Origin of the sequence: Mesorhizobium sp. M1A.F.Ca.IN.022.06.1.1, from assembly GCF_003952605.1 — a bacterium.
Taxonomy (GTDB): Bacteria; Pseudomonadota; Alphaproteobacteria; order Rhizobiales; family Rhizobiaceae; genus Mesorhizobium.
In genome coordinates this window covers 4,420,079-4,438,402 of record NZ_CP034455.1, presented here as the reverse complement: position 1 = coordinate 4,438,402, position 18,324 = coordinate 4,420,079, and the positions used below count along the sequence as shown (strand labels likewise).

Here is an 18,324-nt window from a genome sequence, read left to right as displayed (position 1 = left end):
CAACGATGGCCGCGGTGGAAGACACGGCGACGGCGGCCGCAAGAGCCGCCGCGAAGCGCAAGATCGCCAGCCTCGCTTTCTGGTCGATCGTCATCGCCTTCCTGGTGATGGGGCTGAAATTCGTTGCCTGGCAGATGACCGGCTCCGTGGCCCTCTATTCCGATGCTTTGGAATCCATCGTCAACGTCATCACTTCAGCAGCCGCTCTCTGGGCGATCCGCATCAGCCATAAGCCGGCCGATAGCGACCATCCCTTCGGCCATCACAAGGCCGAGTATTTTTCTGCGGTGCTCGAGGGTGTTCTGATCGTCGTTGCGGCGCTGCTGATCATCGCCAAGGTGTGGCAATCGCTGCAGAATCCCGCGTCGCTCGAACAGCCCTGGCAGGGCTTGGCGATCAATGCCGGCGCGGCGCTCGTCAATGCCGCCTGGGCATTCGTGCTGATCCGCAACGGCCGCAGCGAACGATCGCCGGCCCTGGTCGCCGACGGCCAGCACATCATGACCGACGTGCTTACCTCGGTCGGCGTCATCGTGGGCCTTGTCGCCGCGGTGATGACTGGATGGCATATCCTCGACCCGCTGCTTGCGCTTCTTGTTGCGCTGAACATTCTCTATCAGGGCTGGAAGCTTACCGGAGAGTCGCTGAGCGGACTGATGGATCGTGCCGTCGACACCCAGGAGCACATGCAGATCCGCGATATCATCTCGGCCAATTCGAAGGGTGCGCTGGAGGTGCATGACCTGAAAACCCGCATCGCCGGGCGAGCGACCTTCATCGAGTTCCACCTCGTCGTCGACGCCGACATGACGGTCGGCGCCAGCCATGTCATTTGCGACCGCATCGAGGACGCGCTGAAGGCCGAGATCCCCTCGGTGCGCGTCACCATCCATGTCGAGCCGGACGACGAGGCGAAGCTGCCGAAAGGCACAACGGCGGTGCCTTTCGCCTGAAGCGATTTCCAGCCACGCCTTGGAAAATTGGCCGGGCCTCCGCGGTGTCGTCATCCCTGGAAGAAGCAGGAGCGAAGCTCCATCGCCGAGACCCCTGGGATCCATGCCGTGGCCTTGGCCGAAGCATGCAGCGAAGCAGAGTTCTGCACCGTTTCAACGCCTTAGCATAACGGCATGCATCCTATGGCTGCGCCGCGTCGCTTCCCTCCTTGCTCCGCATAGGATGACGAAGCGCCACACTTTAGAGTGACGAAGTGGCACACTCACGGCGTGCAGGCCGACTGCGGCATCGGATTGAGCCTGTACACCTTGTCGTCGGACGTGGTCTTGCCGCCCGCCATCTTCGAGCAGAGGTCGACGATGGCGAGCGCATTGTTGGGGTTGGCCAGTAGCATCGTGCCGCTGGCGCCGCGCTTGAGAAAAACCTCCTTTTGCGAGATGTCGCAGGCAAAGTCGCTCATCTTGGAGCTGGCCGAGCAGCGCCACTGATCGGCCTCGCCCTGGCAGGAATAGGTCTGCGTGACCTTGGCCTCTTTCTGCCTGGTCGTCACCGAGATGGCGATGTCGGCGCCGTCTGGCCAGTTGGCGGCATCGCCGCCGGCTGCGAAGGAAGCAAGCTCGATCGGCCCGCGGAAGACGCGGATCGACTGCGTCATCTGGTCGGGATGGGATTTCAGATGCGCGTCATCATAGTCGCGGCCGTAGCAGAAGGGCTGATCCGGCTTCAGCCGCTCGCGCAGCGGAGCCCCGAGCGCCGGATCGACCGGATCGATGCGCGAGAACTCCGCCTTGCAGGTGTCGGCCGGCATCGGATCGAGACGGAAATTGTCGTCCTCCCTGCCAAGCGCCTGCTCGTCGTATTTCGCCTTGCCGAGATCCTCCTCCGCGCCGGCGTCGAGATAGACGTCAGGCTGCACGTTGGAGAGGATCAGCCGGCCCTTGTCGTCGACCTTCAGCGAGGCGAGCGTGCGGTCGCATTCCATGCCGCAGCGGATGCCGCTCGCCTTGTCGCTCGGATCCTCCTTGTTGCACCAGCCAGCCGCCCATTCCGGCTTCTTGGCGCCGCGCACCGTGGTGGTGAGAAAGCCGTTATAGGCAGCGTCGGACATCGAGCTCGGCTCCTCGTTCGGCCGACTGACCGGATCGTGGCCATGGTAGAAGAAGATGCGCGCCACCTTCTGGTGCGGATGCACCTTGAGATGGGCGGCATCATAGACCCGGCCGAAGCAGACGTCGGCGCCGCTCGGGCTGAGTTCGGTCAGCTTGGGGGCATCATCTGCGAGCGCCGCGCCGACAAAGAACAGCGCGGCACCCAGCACCGCGCCTGCCACCATCCTCGACGTCATGTGATCCTCTCCTCGCGCCGACAGGACGTGATTGCGATTCATGCTAGTCTAGGCACGAAGGCTGGGCCACGCAAACTTGCGAGGGCCGCCGGATCGAGGAGGATGCGATGCTGCGCCGTGACGTTTTCCGCGCCGGTCTTGCCGGAGCGGCCGGTTTTTTCGGTCTGCGCCAGGCGAGCGCCGCCACCGGCGAAGACAGGCTGAGGGTCGCCTACCATCTCAGCGACGCCGACAAGGTCAACTTCGTCCTCGGCAACATCAAGAACCACTATGAGGGCACCAGCGGCGATGTCGAGGTCGTGCTGGTCGTCCACGGGCCGGCGCTTGCGGCCTTCAAGTCAAAGAGCGCTTCCGGCGCGACCTCCAGCCGCTTTGCCGGCCTCGTCCAGCAGGGACTTGTTCCGCAGGCCTGCAGCAACACCATGCATGGCATGGACATCGCACTGACCGACCTGCTTGCCGGCTTCCAGGTCGCGGAGAAAGGCGGCGTGGTCAAGCTCGCGGAGCTGCAGCGCCAGGGCTATGTCTATCTGCGGCCCTGAATTCGCGCCCTGATCTTGCCTTGACTTGAACACCTGGCCGGGAAGCGTCTACCAATTGCCAGCGCAATCCTGGAGATATCGACGTGCCAACTGACCCGACCACGCTTGTCATTCCCGATCTTGCCGGCAAGGCGGTGCTGGTCACCGGCGCGTCGACCGGGATCGGAGCAGCCCTCGCCCTCGCCTATGCCCGGCAGAAATGCCGCGTTGCGCTGCATTACAACTCAAGCCGGGAAGCTGCCGAAGAGCTCGCCAAAACCATCCGCGACGACGGCGGCGAGGTGTTCTTGACGCAGGGCGATTTTTCGGTTCCCGCCGACGTCGAGCGCGTGGTCGAGGGGAGCGCTGAACATTTCGGCCGGCTCGACGGGCTGGTCAACAATGCCGGCGGCATGCTCGGCCGCGTTGCCTATGCCGAGCAGACCGAGGCCCATTACGATGCGGTGATGGATCTCAACGCGCGCTCGGTGCTGACGGCCTCGCGCAGAGCGATCCCATGGCTGAAGCGCCAGGGCGGCTTCATCATCAACACCACCTCGATCGCCGCCCGCAACGGCGCCGGCGGCGGCGCCGGCCTCTATGGCTCGTCCAAGGCCTTCGTCTCCAACGTGACGCGCGGCATGGCCAAGGAGCTGATCGGCTTCGGCATCCGCGTCAACGCCGTGGCGCCCGGCACCATCCTGACCCCGTTCCACGAGCGCTATTCCACCGCCGAGCAGATGAAGGGCATGGTCGCCACCATTCCGCAGGGTCGCGCCGGAAGGGCCGAAGATTGCGTCGGCGCTTACCTGTTCCTGTCTTCCGACCTCTTGAGCGGCTACATCATCGGCCAGGTGATCGAGGTCAATGGTGGCCAGTTGATGCCGTGAGCTGGCGATTGCATACTCAGCTCAGCGTGCAACCTGGAGGGAGAGGAAGGGAATGTTCGGACTGATCGGCAAGATGCGGGCGGCACGCGGCCAGCGCGATGCAGTCATGGACGTGCTGCGTGAGACGACCGGTGCGCTGCCCGGCTGCCTGAGCTACATCATCGCCACCGACCCGGCCGATGCCGACGCGATCTGGGTCACCGAAGTGTGGACCGATCAGGCAAGCCATAAGGCGTCCCTGCAACTGCCCGAAGTCCAGGCGGCAATCGCCAGGGCGCGTCCTTTCATCGCCGGCTTCGAATTCCAGGTCGAGACCCATCCTGTCGGCGGCTTCGGCCTTCCGGCCCCCGAGAAGGGCAGCTGAGCGCGAGACCGTCGCCAACGGCATTTCCGCGGGAAAATGGGTTCGCATTTGTCCGTGCCCGGGCTAAGAGCCGGATATGGACTCTTCATCAGAAGGACCGTCACTGGAGCAACCGTCTGTTCAACGCATGACGCGATTGCGCCCGCTGCAGCAGTGGCTGGCGCTGGTGGTGCTCTCGCTGCTCTTTGCCGGCGCGCTGGAATTGGCCGCCTTGCCTGCGGCGCTGCTGATCGGCCCGATGCTTGCCGCGATCCTGGCCGGCACCAACGGCGCCACGGTGCGCGTACCCCGCGCGCTGTTCGGTTCCGCTCAGGCCGTGGTCGGCTGCCTGGTGGCGAATTCGATCTCGGTCGACATATTTCCGGTCTTCTACGCCGAATGGGCGCTCTTCTTCGGGATGGTGGTGGCGACGCTCACCGCCTCCAGCCTGCTAGGCTGGCTGATCAGTCGCTGGCGCATCCTGCCCGGCACCACGGCGGTCTGGGGTTCCTCGCCGGGCGCCGCCACCGCCATGGTGCTGATGGCCGGCGCCTTCGGTGCCGACCAGCGCCTCGTCGCCTTCATGCAATATCTGCGTGTCATCTTCGTTTCGGTGACGGCGGCGCTCGTCGCCAAGATGTGGGTCGACACGTCGGGCGTCGAAGTGCCGCCCATCATCTGGTTTCCGCCGATCGATCCATTGGCCTTTGGCGCCACCCTTGGCATCGCGGTCGTCGGCGGCCTGCTCGGCAAGCTGCTCAGACTGCCCTCGCCCTTCTTCCTTGGCACCTTCATCTTTGGCGCGGTAATCCATCTCGGCTTCAGCGTGCCGATGCAATTGCCGCCCTGGCTGCTGGCCGTCAGCTACGCCATGGTCGGCTGGTCGATCGGGCTGAACTTCACCCGGCCGATCCTGCGCCACGCGGCACGCGCCCTGGCGCAGATCATCGCCTCGATCGTAGCGCTGATCGCCTTCTGCGGCGGCATGGCTTTCGTCATCAGCGGCGTGCTCGGCATCGATCCGCTGACCGCCTATCTGGCGACCAGCCCCGGCGGCATGGACAGCGTCGCCATCATCGCCGCCGCCGCGCAGAACGTCGACATCTCCTTCGTCATGGCGCTGCAATCGGCCCGTTTCCTCGTCGTGCTGCTTGTTGGGCCAAGCGTCGCCAAGCTTGTGGCGCGAAACGTCAGGGACTGATCCGCGCTACCAAGTGCATTGAGAAGCAGAGGAATTGGCCATGAACCGTCGTTTGAATGCTGTCGATCTCTCTGGCCGCGTCGGGGTCGTGACGGGCGGCGCGCAAGGCATCGGCCTTGCGGTCGCCCGACGCCTGCTGTCGTCGGGCGCAAGCGTCGCCATCTGGGACATCGACCAGGCCGCGATGGCGAGCGCTGTGGCCGAGCTTGCTCCCTTGGGCCGGGTCGATGCCTTGCTTTGCGACCAGTCGCAGATCGAGGCCGTCGACCGCGCCGCCATCGAAACCGAGCAGGCGCTCGGGCCTGTCGATCTCCTTGTCAACAATGCCGGCATTGCCGGGCCGGCCGCGACCGTGGTGGACTATGACCCCGCCGCCTGGCGGCAGATCATCGAAATCGACCTCAACGGCGTCTTTTACTGCTGCCGACGTCTGGTGCCCGGCATGATCGCGCGCAACTACGGCCGCATCGTCAATGTCGCTTCCGTGGCCGGCAAGGAAGGCAATCCCAACGCCGCCGCCTATTCGGCCGCCAAAGCCGGCGTGCTTGCGCTGACCAAGTCGCTCGGCAAGGAACTCGCCGGTCTCGACATCGCCGTCAACGCGTTGACCCCCTCGCCCGCCCGCACCCGTATCCTCGAACAGCTCACCGAGGCCCAGGTGACCTATATGCTCAGCAAGGTGCCTCGCGGTCGATTCGTCGAGGTGGAGGAGGCTGCGGCCATGGTCGCCTTCATGCTGTCGGACGAGAATTCCTTCACCACTGGCGCCACCTTCGATCTGTCCGGCGGGCGCGCAACCTACTGAGCGAGGATCGCGACAGCGCGCCCACGCCGCCATTCCACATGACCCGAGGTGGCGGCCAACCCCGCGACGCGCATCAAAAGGGATTGTACGCCGATACTGTCGGATTGGTTCCAGCGCGAGATCTGCTCGCGTCCGCGGAAGGAACGGCCCCAATCGGTGAGCAAGGCATCGGCGGTGAGGGTTCGAGAAAGGCCCCGGGTCGCCGGCATTGGTGGCTTCGACAAGCGGCGGATCGGGTCGGGCGCGGTCATCAGTCGATCCTGTGCATCAGGTCGTCATCGAGCCAGCGGCCAAAGAAATAGACGAGTTGCTTGTGCCACCACGGCCAGTCGTGGCTGACGTCGCCGCCCCAATAGTTGACCCAGGCCGCAATGGATTTCTCGCGCAGCACCTGCTCCAGTTCGCGCGTTTCGACGAGCATTCGTTCTTCCCAGGCGCCCTGCCCGCAGCAGAAGATCAGCCTCAGCGCCCTCAGCCGCCCGAGCAGCTTCTGGTCGACGATGCCCGGCAGATAGTCGAGCGGCGAATTGTAGAAGATGCTGCCCTCCAGCGTCCGACCGAAAAAGTCGCGGGTCGAATAGACGCCGGATAGCGAGATCACGCCGCTCGCTAGCTCCGGAAAGCGGAACACGAAATTCGACGAGTGGTAGCCGCCCATCGAGCAGCCGCAGAACAGCGGCTTGAGGGCGCGTCCGCCATTGGCCTTGGCGGCAACCGCCTGCAGCTCCGGCAGCGCCTCCTCGCGCACATAGCGGAAATAGGCTTCGTGGCGGGCGATGCGACTGACGGGATCGCCATGCTTGTCGAAGAAGGATTCCGAATCGATGCCGTCGAGCGTGAACAGTTGGATGCGGCCGGTGTCGACGAATTCGGCGAGTGCTGCGACGCCTCCCGAATCCTCGAACTGGTAAAAACGCCCCTGCGAGGTGGGAAACACCACCACCGGCCGCCCGGCATGGCCGTAGCGCTTGTATTCCATGTCGCGGCCGAGATTGCGGGCATGGGCCTTGTGATAGGAGACGTCCATCGGCTCACGCCTTTTCCGCGTGGATATAGTCAACCGCCTGACGCAGCGCCTTCTGGTCCTTCGAGCGCATCTGGTAGGCGTAGTTCCCCATGGCGCGGCTGAAAACCTCTTCGATGGCCTGATGATGGACGATCTTGTCGCCGTGGGCGGCTAGCACGTCCTCATGGCTGTGCAAATAGTCGAGGTGCCGCTTGCGGCTGGCATAGGCCGTGAAATACTTGCCCTTGTAAGGCCCGCCGGCCACGTCCTTCACCACCATGTTGGCCCATTCGGCATAGACGTCGATGTCGAAGGTGTAGTTGATCGCATCCGTCATCCAGGCGCCTGGCGGCCGCATGTTGACCTCCAGCGCAATGATGCGCTTGTCCCTGGTCTCGAACAGTTCGATGTGGAAGAAGCGCTCACGTACGTCGAACGCCATGAGGATCTTGCGGCCTGCCTCCTCGATCGCGGGCGTGATCTCGGGGAAGCAGGTGTAGCTCATATGGCGGTCGCGGTTGACCACCTCCATGACGCTCTGGTCGTAGCGGTGGCTCGCCGCCAGCACCACCTCGCCGTCGCGGTTGACCAGCCCGTCGAAGGTCACCACCAGCCCCTCGATGAACTGCTCCATGACGAAGGTCACGCCTTCGGGCTTGTCCTTGAAGAACTGGTCGAGCTCCTTCGCGTTGGAGATCTTGAACGTGTTCGAGGCGCCGGAGCCCGAATCCGGTTTCACTACCACCGGATAGCCGATCCGGCGGATGAAGGTCATGGCGCCGGCGCGATCGGAGCATTTGCGTTGCGGGATTGTCTTGACGCCGCTCTTGCGGAAGAAGGCCCGCATGCGGCTCTTGCGCTTCAAATTCTTCACAAAGTCGAGCTTGGTGCCGAAGATGTTGAAGTCGGTGCGGATATTGGCCTCGAGCTCCAGCCAGTGCTCGTTCAACGACTCGAAGCGGTCGATGCGGCCCCATTTGTGGATGAAATGGCCCATCGCCCGGAATACGGCATCGTAGTTCTCCATGTCCGCGACCCGATAATATTCCGAAAGCGCCGCCTTGAGCTTGCTGCTCAGCGTCTCATAGGGCGCGTCGCCGATGCCGAGCACGGTAGCGCCGGCCTTCTTCAGCCCGTCGCAGAAATCGGCGCCGTTGCCCGGAAAATGCGGCGAGAAGAACACGAAATTCATGCACGACCTCCCCCTCGGATCAGGTCCTCCGGAGGCGAGTGTGGCGCATTTGGCTGATGCGGGGAAGAGCCGCGCCAAAGCATGTCGACCAAAACTGTGCAGCGGTTTTGGGAAGACGATATGCATGAAACCAAAGACTTAAAGCCGGGCCGGCACTTGCCTCCGGATGGCCGCTCCTGTAAGAGAGCCGGCATGACCACGCGCACCCGCTCCGTCGCTTCTTCTCGCCCCGGCTTTGCCCGCGAGACCGTGCGCGCGCTTGCTTCGACCCTGCTCCTTCTCGGCCTTATCGGCGATCGCCGGGTTCGCTGAAGGAGCGCCCGGCGGTCGAAAACCGCCGCTTTGGGCGCCTGCTCCTTGGCTAGATTGGCAAGTCACATCAAGCGAACGAAATTCTTTGGTAAAGGCGCCGCTCGGCACCGATCCGCCTGAAGGCGGTCCCACGAGCCGCCGGGAGAAACGACGATGAATAGAAGAGAAGCAATCCGCGCCGGCGAGGCCGAAACGGGCGCGCAAGCGCCCGGCCACATGGCCGATGCCGCCCGCAAATATCAGCCCTACCCGACCGTCAACCTCGCCGATCGCACCTGGCCGTCCAAGGTGATCGACAAGGCGCCGATCTGGTGCTCGGTCGACCTGCGCGACGGCAACCAGGCGCTGATCGACCCGATGGGCCATGAGCGCAAGGCGCGCATGTTCGCGCTGCTGCTCGACATGGGCTTCAAGGAGATCGAGATCGGCTTCCCGTCGGCCTCGCAGACCGACTTCGACTTCGCCCGCTGGTGCGTCGAGGAGGGCGGCGTGCCCAAGGACGTGTCGCTGCAGGTTCTGGTGCAGTGCCGGCCCGAGCTGATCACGCGGACCTTCGAGGCGCTCGAGGGCGCCCACCGCCCGATCGTGCATTTCTACAACTCGACCAGCGAGCTGCAGCGCCGCGTCGTCTTCGAAAAGGACGTCGCCGGCATCAAGCGCATCGCCACGGATGCCGCCAAGATGATCACCGAAATGGCCGCCAAGGCCGGCGGCGGCTTCCGTTTCGAATATTCGCCGGAGAGCTTCACCGGTACCGAGCTCGAGGTCGCGCTGGAGATCTGCAACGCCGTCACCGAGATCGTGAAGCCGACGGCCGACAACAAGCTGATCGTCAACCTGCCATCGACGGTCGAGATGTCGACGCCCAACGTCTATGCCGACCGCATCGAGTGGATGTGCCGCAATCTCGACAACCGCGACAAGCTGATCATCTCGCTGCATCCGCACAACGACCGCGGCACCGGCATCGCCACCACCGAGCTCGGCCTGATGGCCGGCGCCGACCGCGTCGAGGGCACGCTGTTCGGCAATGGCGAGCGGACCGGCAATGTCGACATCGTGACGCTGGCGCTCAACATGTACACGCAAGGCGTCGATCCCGAGCTGGACTGCTCCGACATCAACCGGATGAAGGACGTCTACGAATATTCGAACCAGCTGAAGATCCCGGAACGCCACCCCTATGTCGGCGAGCTCGTCTACACCGCTTTCTCCGGCTCGCACCAGGATGCCATCAACAAGGGCATGAAGGCGCTGCGCAAAGCCAACACGCCGGTGTGGGAAGTGCCCTACCTGCCGATCGACCCCGCCGATGTCGGCCGCACCTATGAGGCGATCATCCGCATCAACTCGCAGTCGGGCAAGGGCGGCATCGCCTACGTGCTGCAGGCCGACTATGGCCTCAATCTGCCGCGAAACCTGCAGATCGAGTTCAGCCAGGACATCCAGGCGATCACCGACGCCGAAGGCAAGGAAGTGCCGGCCAAGCGCATCCACGAGCGCTTCCTCGAAGCCTATGTCGACCAGCCCGGCGCCAGGCTGAAATTCCTCGACCATCGCACCTATCCGGACACCGCGGTAAAGGGCCGTCGCGTGGTCGAGGCCGAAATCGTCGACAAAGGCAAGGAAGTCACCATCACCGGCACCGGTACCGGCCCGATCGACGGCTTCGTCGATGCGCTTTCGCGCCATATCGGCGTCGACATGTCGGTGCTCGACTATTCCGAACATTCCTTGCAGCGCGGCTCGAACGCCTCGGCCATTTCCTATGTCGAGATGGAATATCCCGGCGGCAAGCTGTTCGGCGCAGGCATAAACACCAACATCGTCGCCGCCTCGCTGGAGGCCGTGGTCTCGGCCGCCAACCGCATCCTGGGCCGCAAGGCCGCCTGATTGTTCGATTGATAAAGCGTGGCGCGTTCATCGGACGTGCCACGCTTCATGGCAGGCGCGAGCCGCGTTCAAATTCGTTAACCGGCCGGTAAATTTCCCGTGGCTTACGCGATCACATAACAGAAGGTTCCTTGTGCGCTGGAGCGCGCGCTATATTATCGCGCCCTAACCTGTGCCGACTCTGAAAGGTCCGACACTTGGAGCCTGCCACGCCTGCCGCCCCCGCAGTGCGCGAGACATTGGAGCGACTGCTTGCCAGCGAAACGTTCGGACGATCCGAGCGGGCCCGCAGGCTGTTACGCTATCTGGTCGAACGCGAGCAGGCAGGCGAAGCCGACCGGCTGAAGGGTGTGTCCATTGCCATGGATGTCTTCGGCAAGGACGGCGATTTCGACGGATCGACCGACGCGGTCGTCAGGGTCCAGGCGGGGCGGCTGCGCGAGCTTTTGGATCAATATTTCGCCAGCGAAGGCATTGGCGAGCCGGTACGCATCGCCATTCCGCGCGGCGGCTATGTGCCTTCTTACGAGTTGAACGCCATACGGCTCCCAGCCGACGCCAAACCCGCGGATGCCCCGATCGCCCGGCCTTCCAAGCATTTCGAGAAGCCCGAGGCCGCCGCCGCACCGGTCGACGCCGTGCCGCTGACGACGACCCCGGCACCGACCCAATCCGCGTCATCGCTGACGCGCCAGTTGCGGTTCTTCTGGGCCGCCATGGTGCTGGTCATCGCCATGCTGGGTATCCTTGTCGTCCGCCAGGGTAACGCCTTTCTTCGTGGTGACGACGCGGTCGCGCCGGTTGAAGTCGAAACGGCAGGCGCGACCAGCAGCGTCGCTTCCCAAACGTTCGAAGGCCTGCCTTTGATCTACTTGGCCATCAAAGCCGACGGACCCGAGGCGGCCCGTGTTGCTTCCTCGCTGCGCGCCGGTCTCGCCGGCTTCGATACGATAGACTTCATCGGACGCGACGCCGACTCTAGGCGCAACCGTTCCGCCGATCCGATCAGCTTCGTCTTCGATCTTATCCCCGGGACAGCCGCCGGCGACGTCATGATCGAGCTGCAGAGCGTCGCGACGGGACGGGTTCTCCTGTCACGCAACCTGACACCGGCCGAAAGCGCGCCTGGTGCGGTCGAAAGCAACATCGCCAATCTCCTGACCTCTACCGTCCCCGCTTCGGGCGCGATCTACAGCTATATCGACCAGAGCGATATCCGGACCAGCCAGATCGGATGTCTGGTGCTCGACGACCTCTACTATCTCGACCAGAGCGCCAGGGCGCACGAAGCTGCGTATCGCTGTCTGGAGAAGCTGGTCAGGGAAAGCACCAAATCATCGCTCGTCTACTCGGAACTGGCTTCCCTGCATCTGGAAGCCGTCAACAACCGCTACGCCTATCCGCCCGGCGCAACGGTCGAGCAGGCCATGTCGTTTGCCCACCGCGCCATTCAGATGGCACCGATGAGCCCGCACGCGCATCGCGCCTACGGCTACCTCAACTCGCGCCTCGGCAACACCGACGAAGCGATCCGCTGGATGCGCAAGGCTTATGAGCTCAACCCCTACGATCTCGGCATGGCCGCCGCTTATGGCTACGGCCTGATCTTCGCTGGCAGATACCAGGAAGGGACGCCGATCCTGGGCCATGCCGTCGAGGCCTTCAGCGGTCATCCGACCTGGTGGGACTATGGCCTGTTTGTCGGAGCCTTCATGCAAGGCGACACCCAGAGGGCAGCGATTGCCAGCGAGTCGCTGCGGACCACCGCGTCCAAATCGCATTACCTGGCGGCGCGCCTGATCGGCGCCAAGATCTCAGGCCGCGACAAGCTCGCAAACGAATTGGCGAACGAGCTCACGGCCGAATTCCCGAAATTCGCCGCCAATCCGCGCGCCACTTTTGTTGACAGGAAGTACCCCGCCGATCTCATCGACCGGCTGGTGCAATCCTTGCGCTCTGCGGGCATTGGCAATCCGAGCTGAGCGAACGTGGAGCATTCGCTGACGTGCGGACTGATTGGAATATTAAATTCGCACGCCGGGTCTGCTCGGCACCGCGGGCGTCGACACTCAACGAGTATTGGTCCTGCTTGCGCATTCGGTTGAGGCGCGCACGGCGAATTCGCGAAGATTTTACTGGCTATCGACCTGCTCAGGGAGCAATTCAGCCACAATCTTGAATTGCCCCTCGTACCTGCTTCACACCAACAATCTCGATGTTTAACTCTCTTGACGTCGCCGAAAGCGGTGCTGGCTCGAAGACGATCGTCTTCCTGCACGGCTTCGGCGCTTGCCATTCGATCTGGCGCGACGTGATTGCGAGATTGACGCCCGATGTGAGGACACTGGCCTACGATCTGCCGGGCCACGGAAACTCCCTGGAGTGCCAGGCGGCAGGCGTCAAGCAGGCCGCCGGGGTCATCCTAGCCGATCTGGGCGCGCGCCGCCTGGGCAAAGTTCACGTCGTCGGCCATTCCATGGGCGGCGCGATCGCGACATTGATGGCATCTGCCGATCCCGAAAGGGTGGCCTCGCTGACCTTGCTGGCGCCCGGCGGCTTCGGCCCCGAGATCAACGGTCCGTTGCTGCGGCGCTATGCGGCCGCGGCCGATCGAGATGAGATCCGCGCCTGTCTTGCCGCCATGTCGGGGCCGCAAAGTTCTCCTCCTCAACACGTGGTGGAGGCGCTGTGCGGCATGCGCAAACGGCCGGGCCAGTTGCGGACCCTCGTCGGTGCTGCAGCCGTGATCACCAGGGAAGACCGACAAGGTATCATCCCGAGCGAACGGCTGGAAACCCTGAGCATGCCGGTGATGGTGCTTTGGGGAACGGACGATCCCGTCCTGCCCGTCGCCCAGGCCGAGGACTTGCCGCCGCATTTCCACCTGCACCACGTGCTGGAGGCGGGCCACATGCTGGTCGAGGAGGCGCCTGACCTGATTGCAGAGGCCGTGCGCCGCAACACGCGTCGCCGCAGCAGAATCCAGAGACCGGTGTTCAGCGCAGCCGCAAGCTGAGCCCATCTCGCAGTGCATTTTGCCGGCGACTGTGTTAACTCGCTGTTTACCAACAGCGAGGCAGCGCCATGAAGGATGCAGGCGACAAAATCACCCCGATCGAGCCATCGCGAAAGCTCGCGGACGCGATCCGCGACGTCAAGAACGCCTTCGCCGACCGCGATGATGTGGTGGTCGACATGCGCGAGGCGCACCGCATGCGGCTCGAGTTGCTGGCCGCGGAGCTCGCCCCCGTTTTCGCCGACGTGCCGGCGGATATCGACAATTTCGACTTCGCCGTCTCCTCCGGCCTGCAGCCGCGGCTGTGGATCGATGCCGTGAGCCATGTCGCCATGGGGCGGGATCGCCGCACCTTCCGCTTCCTTAAGGACACGCGCATCGGCCGCGTGGTGCTGGCCGAATCGACCGACATGAAGCCCGTCGCCGATGCCGTTACGCGATACGTGGCCGAGCGTGTCGTCGAGCGGCAGCGGGTGATGGAAGGCGCGGTCGAGAGCGCGGTGACTGGCCTGCATCGAGCCGAGGTCCGGGAAGCCGAGCCGCCCTTGCAGGCTGCAACGCGCCGCAACGGCTGGACGACCTTCTTCGCCGGCCTTGGCTTGATCGCCGCCGGCGCCCTGGTCGGCCTGGCGGTATCGCTGGTGCTGTTCTGGGACCGCATCGCCCAGATGAAGATCAGCTTCTGACGACGGGCTCGCGCACCACCGGCATATCGGCACCGAGCTCGATCACCTGAATGTCCGACGGCGGCAGTGCCGGACCGGTCAGGCCGCGCCGTGTCAGGCGGATGGTCCAACCACCTTTTTTTCCGCCGATCTCGAACAGATTGTACTGAGCGGCGGGATGATCGCCGCCCGGCGCCTGGCCGGCGGCGGCCACGCCGACCACCGGCACCTTGACGCCGCGCGGACCGATGGTGAACAGCGAAGGCAAGTGCGAGTGGCCGTGCAGCACAAGCTCGGCGCCATACCGGCGAATGACTTTGTGGAAGCGCGCGATACCGAACAGCCGCTTATGCTGCGAGACCGCGCCACGCACCGGCGGATGATGGATCATGATGGCGCGAAACAGCCCCTGTCTGGCCGTCGCGTCGAGGATGTTGCCGAGCCGCTCCGCCTGGCCCTCCATGAAGAAGCCGTTGGCCATGAAGGGCGCCGTGGCCCGCGCCGTCGTGACGCCGATCAGAGCGATATCACCGCGAACCCGCAAATAGGGAAAGGAATTGCGGTCGATCGGGCTGTTGATGCCGTCGCCCGTCATCCACGGCGCCCATGACCGGCAAACCTTGTCGAAGGCGCCCGGCACATAGGCATCGTGATTGCCCGGCACCACGGATACGTCATTCGCAGAGCCCAGCGTCTCCAGCCAATGTTTCGCCATCTCGATCTCGCCATCGAGCGCCAGGTTGACGAGATCGCCGGTGACCGCGAGGTGGTCGGGGGCGTTGGCTTTGATATCGCCGACAATCGTGTCGATCACCGCATCGTGCATATGACGGCGGCGGTTGCGCTGCCAGTTGACGTAACCCAGCACGCGCTTGGACGCGAGATCGCGATAGGTTACATCGGGCAGCGGCCCCAGATGGACATCGGAAATATGTGCAAGCCTGAGCATAGCCCCTTCTTAAGCGACCCGGTCCGGGCTTTCTACTCAACGTTTCCTGTCCGCTCGCGGTTTCGTGGATGACTGGCGCCGATCCGGAACAGGCGTTCCGCCAGACCGGCTGGGCGGGACTGCGGGCAAGGCTGTTCCATCTCTATTTCCTGCTACGGCGCCCGATGACGCTTGGCGTGCGCGGCTTGATCTACGACGGCGCATCCAACTCCATCTTCCTCATCCGCCACACCTATGTTCCGGGCTGGCAGTTGCCTGGCGGCGGCGTCGAGGTCGGCGAGACGCTTGTCGAGGCGCTGGCGCGCGAGCTCGCCGAGGAGGGCAACATCGCGTTGACGGCTCCGCCGGTGCTGAGATCGATGCACTTCAACCGTCGCGCCAGCACACGCGACCACGTCGGCCTCTATCTGGTCGAAGCCTTCAACCAGACGGCGCCGAAATCGGCGGACCATGAGATCGCCGAGGCGGCGTTCTTTCCGCTCGACCGTTTGCCGGCAGATGCGACGCCGGCGACGCGACGTCGGATTGCCGAAATTTTCGGCGGCGACCAGGTCTCGGCCTACTGGTAACTCATGCCGCCTTCCTGAACCGGCCGCGATCATGTGGTGCGGCATAGTCGAGTTTAGGTCCCGCCGGGATTATCCCCGTCGGATTGATCGATTTGTGGCTGCCGTAGTAGTGCGACTTGATGTGATGCAGGCTGACCGTGCCTGACACGCCGGGCACCTGGTAGAGGTCGCGCAGATAGTTCGACAGGTTCGGATAGTCGGCGATCCGGCGCAGATTGCATTTGAAGTGGCCGACATAGACCGGATCGAAGCGCACCAGCGTGGTGAATAGACGCCAGTCAGCTTCGGTGATCCGCTCGCCGACAAGATAGCGCTGCTTTGACAGCCGCTCTTCCAACGTGTCGAGTGCTGCGAAGAGCTCGCCGAACGCTTCCTCATAGGCTTCCTGCGAGGTGGCGAAGCCGGCGCGATAGACGCCGTTGTTGATCGCCGGATAGACCAGCGCATTGATCCTGTCGATCTCGGAACGCAACGCCCGCGGATAGAAGTCCAGGCTCGCATCACCCCATTCGTCGAAGCCGGAATTGAGCATGCGGATGATTTCTGACGACTCGTTGCTGACGATGGTTTCCTGTCTTTTGTCCCACAGCACCGGTACGGACGCGCGGCCCGAATAGCCGCGATCGGCCTTGGCATAGATCTGGTGCAGGAAGTCGAGGCCGTAGAGCGTGTCGCCGGTTGCGCCGTCCTCGGCTGTGAAGGTCCAGCCGTTCTCGCCCATGAAATGGTGCACCACGGAGACGGAGATGATGTCTTCCAGCTTCTTCAAGACGCGGAAGATCAAGGTCCGGTGCGCCCAGGGGCAGGCGAGCGAGACGTAAAGGTGATAGCGCCCGGGCTCCGCCTTGAAGCCGCGCTTACGCCCTTGCGCCGGCGCACCGTCGCGCGCCACCCAGTCGCGCCATTGCGCTTCGGCACGCACGAACCTGCCGCTGCTGTCGGCAACGGTCGAGCGGTCCTGCCATTTGCCTTCAACCAGCAATCCCATGCGAAATCTCCCTGCGGTTCCAACAGACATCTAGGCGCTTACCCGAAATGTCGAAGCCCCCAGGCGCTGAACAGTTCGTCAAACGGCGAAAAGAAAGGTGAAAAGCGCCGATTGCAGCCGGGAACAATTGATGCTAGCGGAAGCGCCCATGTTTGACTTTGCCACGATCCGGTTCGACCGACGACGAAAGGACGCCCGCGCTTGATGAAGCGCTGACTGGCGAACGCTGCCGCTTGCAGCAAACCTTTCCTCGCATACCGGAACGCAAAGACCATGAGCCTTGCCGACGTGAAATATCTGCCGGAGACCCCGGCGCACGATCCTGAAATCGAAGCCATCAACGACGAGGCCTTCGGGCCGGGCCGTTTCGTGCTGGCCGCCTATAAGATCCGCGAGGCCGGCGGGCACGACCGCTCGATGTCCTTTGTCGCCGTCGAGGACGAGACGGTGATCGCCTCGGTGCGCATGACGCGCGTGGCGGCAGGCGCCGGACGCGCCATGATGCTCGGCCCGCTTGCCGTGCGGCCCGCCTTCAAGAATCTCGGCATAGGCCGCAGGCTGGTCGCGATCGCGCTCGAAGCCGCCGCGAAGGCCGGCGCGCCGGCCGTCATGCTGGTCGGTGATGAGCCCTACTACGGGCCGCTCGGCTTCAAGCGCTTCCCGCGCGGGCAGATCACCATGCCGCGTCCGGTCGATCTCGACCGGCTGCTCCATCACGAAATCAGGCCTGGCGCGGTGGCCCGGTTCGTCGGTGAGGTCTGTCATGCTGATACGGCGCGGGTTGCCGACCTGGCCCAGGTCGCGGTCCGCGCCTCGGCCAATCCGCAGTCCTCGATCGATCCGGTCATTCAGGTTGCGCCGCAGCAACGCGCTTCGTAGCATGATCCGAAATTCTGGGAGGACGCCACCATGACCCCGAACGGCCAGATCGCGATCGTCACTGGCGGTGGCTCCGGCCTTGGCGAAGCGACGGCGCGCGCCCTTGCCACCAAGGGCGCCAAGATAGCGATACTCGATATCGGTATCGATCGCGCGGCCAAGGTTGCCGCCGATATCGGCGGCATCGCGGTTCAATGCGATGTCAGCAGCGCAGACAGTGGCAGCGCGGCGATCGCCGAAGTGGCGGCAAAGCTCGGCGAACCGCGCATCCTGGTCAATTGCGCCGGCATTGCCATTGGAGTGAAGACGGTCGGCAAGGATGGCCCGCACCCGCTGGATCAATACCGCAAGGTGATCGAGATCAACCTGATCGGCACCTTCAACATGATCCGCCTGGTCGCCGACCGGGCGGCGAAACTCGACCCGCTCGCCGGCGGCGAACGCGGCGTCATCGTCAACACGGCGTCGGTCGCCGCCTATGACGGCCAGATCGGCCAGGCTGCCTATTCGGCGTCCAAGGGCGGCGTCGTCGGCATGACATTGCCGGTGGCGCGCGACCTGGCGCGCTCAGGCATTCGCGTCTGCACCATCGCCCCAGGGATCTTCAAGACCCCGATGATGGCCGGCATGCCGCAAGAGGTGCAGGATTCGCTCGGCGCTTCGGTGCCCTTCCCGCCTCGCCTCGGCGAGCCCTCGGAATATGCAGCACTCGCGCTCCACATCATCGAGAACCAGATGCTGAACGGCGAGACCATCCGCCTCGACGGCGCGATCCGCATGGCGCCCAAATAAAAGC

General features: G+C 63.9%; 19 protein-coding genes. 13 read left to right on the top strand and 6 right to left on the bottom strand.

What is annotated here, in order from left to right; all coding sequences use genetic code 11:
• The first annotated feature begins 5 nt into the window (after positions 1 to 5).
• Entirely contained in the window at positions 6 to 953 is a 948-nt protein-coding gene (locus tag EJ078_RS21015; protein WP_127216586.1) for a cation diffusion facilitator family transporter, read from the top strand.
• A 263-nt stretch (positions 954 to 1,216) separates the two neighbouring features.
• Here EJ078_RS21015 and EJ078_RS21010 read toward each other — a convergent pair whose 3' ends face one another.
• Entirely contained in the window at positions 1,217 to 2,299 is a 1,083-nt protein-coding gene (locus EJ078_RS21010) for a hypothetical protein (RefSeq protein WP_127216587.1), read from the bottom strand.
• A 107-nt stretch (positions 2,300 to 2,406) separates the two neighbouring features.
• On the opposite strand from EJ078_RS21010, the gene EJ078_RS21005 reads away from it, so the two are divergent.
• The 5 genes from EJ078_RS21005 to EJ078_RS20985 all read left to right on the top strand — a co-directional run bounded on the left by EJ078_RS21005 (position 2,407) and on the right by EJ078_RS20985 (position 6,059).
• Positions 2,407 to 2,841, top strand: a complete 435-nt coding sequence (locus EJ078_RS21005; RefSeq protein WP_127323549.1) for a DsrE family protein — start codon at positions 2,407 to 2,409, stop codon at positions 2,839 to 2,841.
• An 83-nt stretch (positions 2,842 to 2,924) separates the two neighbouring features.
• A complete protein-coding gene (locus tag EJ078_RS21000) occupies positions 2,925 to 3,710 on the top strand; it encodes an SDR family oxidoreductase (RefSeq protein WP_095823303.1) in 786 nt (261 codons plus the stop codon).
• A gap of 52 nt (positions 3,711 to 3,762) precedes the next feature.
• Positions 3,763 to 4,074, top strand: a complete 312-nt coding sequence (locus EJ078_RS20995) for a putative quinol monooxygenase (protein ID WP_095823304.1) — start codon at positions 3,763 to 3,765, stop codon at positions 4,072 to 4,074.
• Between the two features lie 76 nt (positions 4,075 to 4,150).
• Positions 4,151 to 5,254: an AbrB family transcriptional regulator gene (locus EJ078_RS20990; RefSeq protein ID WP_127216589.1), complete on the top strand. Its 1,104-nt coding sequence runs from the start codon at positions 4,151 to 4,153 to the stop codon at positions 5,252 to 5,254.
• A gap of 52 nt (positions 5,255 to 5,306) precedes the next feature.
• Positions 5,307 to 6,059 (top strand): SDR family NAD(P)-dependent oxidoreductase, encoded by a 753-nt coding sequence (locus EJ078_RS20985; protein WP_067327099.1) that lies wholly within the window; start codon positions 5,307 to 5,309, stop codon positions 6,057 to 6,059.
• Here EJ078_RS20985 and EJ078_RS20980 read toward each other — a convergent pair.
• The 3 genes from EJ078_RS20980 to EJ078_RS20970 are packed head-to-tail and all read right to left on the bottom strand — an operon-like array spanning position 6,053 to position 8,257.
• A complete protein-coding gene (locus EJ078_RS20980; RefSeq protein WP_067326429.1) occupies positions 6,053 to 6,310 on the bottom strand; it encodes a hypothetical protein in 258 nt (85 codons plus the stop codon). The two genes, EJ078_RS20985 and EJ078_RS20980, sit on opposite strands and share 7 nt — an antisense overlap.
• Positions 6,310 to 7,086: an alpha/beta hydrolase-fold protein gene (locus EJ078_RS20975; RefSeq protein ID WP_127216158.1), complete on the bottom strand. Its 777-nt coding sequence runs from the start codon at positions 7,084 to 7,086 to the stop codon at positions 6,310 to 6,312. The genes EJ078_RS20980 and EJ078_RS20975 overlap by 1 nt, the downstream gene beginning before the upstream one ends.
• 4 nt (positions 7,087 to 7,090) lie before the next feature.
• A complete protein-coding gene (locus EJ078_RS20970) occupies positions 7,091 to 8,257 on the bottom strand; it encodes an ATP-grasp domain-containing protein (protein ID WP_127216159.1) in 1,167 nt (388 codons plus the stop codon).
• 528 nt (positions 8,258 to 8,785) lie between these two features.
• Here EJ078_RS20970 and leuA point away from each other — a divergent pair.
• From leuA to EJ078_RS20950, 4 genes are all read left to right on the top strand, one after another.
• Complete coding sequence (leuA, locus tag EJ078_RS20965; RefSeq protein WP_067327095.1) at positions 8,786 to 10,462, top strand: 2-isopropylmalate synthase; 1,677 nt, start codon at positions 8,786 to 8,788, stop codon at positions 10,460 to 10,462.
• A 197-nt stretch (positions 10,463 to 10,659) separates the two neighbouring features.
• Positions 10,660 to 12,444: a tetratricopeptide repeat protein gene (locus EJ078_RS20960; protein WP_127216160.1), complete on the top strand. Its 1,785-nt coding sequence runs from the start codon at positions 10,660 to 10,662 to the stop codon at positions 12,442 to 12,444.
• A 233-nt stretch (positions 12,445 to 12,677) separates the two neighbouring features.
• The gene (locus EJ078_RS20955; RefSeq protein WP_127216161.1) at positions 12,678 to 13,478 is read left to right on the top strand and encodes an alpha/beta fold hydrolase; all 801 of its coding nucleotides are present in this window, start codon (positions 12,678 to 12,680) and stop codon (positions 13,476 to 13,478) included.
• A 68-nt stretch (positions 13,479 to 13,546) separates the two neighbouring features.
• Positions 13,547 to 14,164, top strand: coding sequence for a hypothetical protein (locus EJ078_RS20950; RefSeq protein WP_127216162.1), 618 nt, complete (start codon positions 13,547 to 13,549; stop codon positions 14,162 to 14,164).
• Here the strand turns inward: EJ078_RS20950 and EJ078_RS20945 are convergent.
• A complete protein-coding gene (locus EJ078_RS20945; protein ID WP_127216163.1) occupies positions 14,154 to 15,092 on the bottom strand; it encodes a metallophosphoesterase in 939 nt (312 codons plus the stop codon). The two genes, EJ078_RS20950 and EJ078_RS20945, sit on opposite strands and share 11 nt — an antisense overlap.
• Positions 15,093 to 15,160: 68 nt before the next feature.
• On the opposite strand from EJ078_RS20945, the gene EJ078_RS20940 reads away from it, so the two are divergent.
• Complete coding sequence (locus EJ078_RS20940) at positions 15,161 to 15,661, top strand: NUDIX domain-containing protein (RefSeq protein ID WP_127216164.1); 501 nt, start codon at positions 15,161 to 15,163, stop codon at positions 15,659 to 15,661.
• Between the two features lies 1 nt (position 15,662).
• Here the strand turns inward: EJ078_RS20940 and EJ078_RS20935 are convergent, their stop codons facing one another.
• Complete coding sequence (locus tag EJ078_RS20935; RefSeq protein WP_127216165.1) at positions 15,663 to 16,649, bottom strand: glutathione S-transferase family protein; 987 nt, start codon at positions 16,647 to 16,649, stop codon at positions 15,663 to 15,665.
• A gap of 273 nt (positions 16,650 to 16,922) precedes the next feature.
• Between EJ078_RS20935 and EJ078_RS20930 the strand changes: the two genes are divergently transcribed.
• The gene (locus EJ078_RS20930) at positions 16,923 to 17,528 is read left to right on the top strand and encodes an N-acetyltransferase (protein WP_127216166.1); all 606 of its coding nucleotides are present in this window, start codon (positions 16,923 to 16,925) and stop codon (positions 17,526 to 17,528) included.
• A gap of 30 nt (positions 17,529 to 17,558) precedes the next feature.
• The gene (locus tag EJ078_RS20925) at positions 17,559 to 18,320 is read left to right on the top strand and encodes a 3-hydroxyacyl-CoA dehydrogenase (RefSeq protein ID WP_067326396.1); all 762 of its coding nucleotides are present in this window, start codon (positions 17,559 to 17,561) and stop codon (positions 18,318 to 18,320) included.
• Positions 18,321 to 18,324: the final 4 nt, after the last annotated feature.

Excerpts from the sequence above, each read along its gene's own strand:
- EJ078_RS21015 (WP_127216586.1), top strand. The coding sequence starts at position 6 with ATGGCCGCGGTGGAAGACACGGCGACGGCGGCCGCAAGAGCCGCCGCG.
- EJ078_RS20935 (WP_127216165.1), bottom strand. The coding sequence starts at position 16,649 with ATGGGATTGCTGGTTGAAGGCAAATGGCAGGACCGCTCGACCGTTGCC.
- EJ078_RS20980 (WP_067326429.1), bottom strand. The coding sequence starts at position 6,310 with ATGACCGCGCCCGACCCGATCCGCCGCTTGTCGAAGCCACCAATGCCG.
- EJ078_RS20995 (WP_095823304.1), top strand. The coding sequence starts at position 3,763 with ATGTTCGGACTGATCGGCAAGATGCGGGCGGCACGCGGCCAGCGCGAT.
- EJ078_RS20950 (WP_127216162.1), top strand. The coding sequence starts at position 13,547 with ATGAAGGATGCAGGCGACAAAATCACCCCGATCGAGCCATCGCGAAAG.
- EJ078_RS20930 (WP_127216166.1), top strand. The coding sequence starts at position 16,923 with ATGAGCCTTGCCGACGTGAAATATCTGCCGGAGACCCCGGCGCACGAT.
- EJ078_RS20940 (WP_127216164.1), top strand. The coding sequence starts at position 15,161 with ATGACTGGCGCCGATCCGGAACAGGCGTTCCGCCAGACCGGCTGGGCG.
- leuA (WP_067327095.1), top strand. The coding sequence starts at position 8,786 with ATGGCCGATGCCGCCCGCAAATATCAGCCCTACCCGACCGTCAACCTC.
- EJ078_RS21005 (WP_127323549.1), top strand. The coding sequence starts at position 2,407 with ATGCTGCGCCGTGACGTTTTCCGCGCCGGTCTTGCCGGAGCGGCCGGT.
- EJ078_RS20990 (WP_127216589.1), top strand. The coding sequence starts at position 4,151 with ATGGACTCTTCATCAGAAGGACCGTCACTGGAGCAACCGTCTGTTCAA.
- EJ078_RS20955 (WP_127216161.1), top strand. The coding sequence starts at position 12,678 with ATGTTTAACTCTCTTGACGTCGCCGAAAGCGGTGCTGGCTCGAAGACG.
- EJ078_RS20970 (WP_127216159.1), bottom strand. The coding sequence starts at position 8,257 with ATGAATTTCGTGTTCTTCTCGCCGCATTTTCCGGGCAACGGCGCCGAT.
- EJ078_RS20975 (WP_127216158.1), bottom strand. The coding sequence starts at position 7,086 with ATGGACGTCTCCTATCACAAGGCCCATGCCCGCAATCTCGGCCGCGAC.
- EJ078_RS20925 (WP_067326396.1), top strand. The coding sequence starts at position 17,559 with ATGACCCCGAACGGCCAGATCGCGATCGTCACTGGCGGTGGCTCCGGC.
- EJ078_RS21010 (WP_127216587.1), bottom strand. The coding sequence starts at position 2,299 with ATGACGTCGAGGATGGTGGCAGGCGCGGTGCTGGGTGCCGCGCTGTTC.
- EJ078_RS20945 (WP_127216163.1), bottom strand. The coding sequence starts at position 15,092 with ATGCTCAGGCTTGCACATATTTCCGATGTCCATCTGGGGCCGCTGCCC.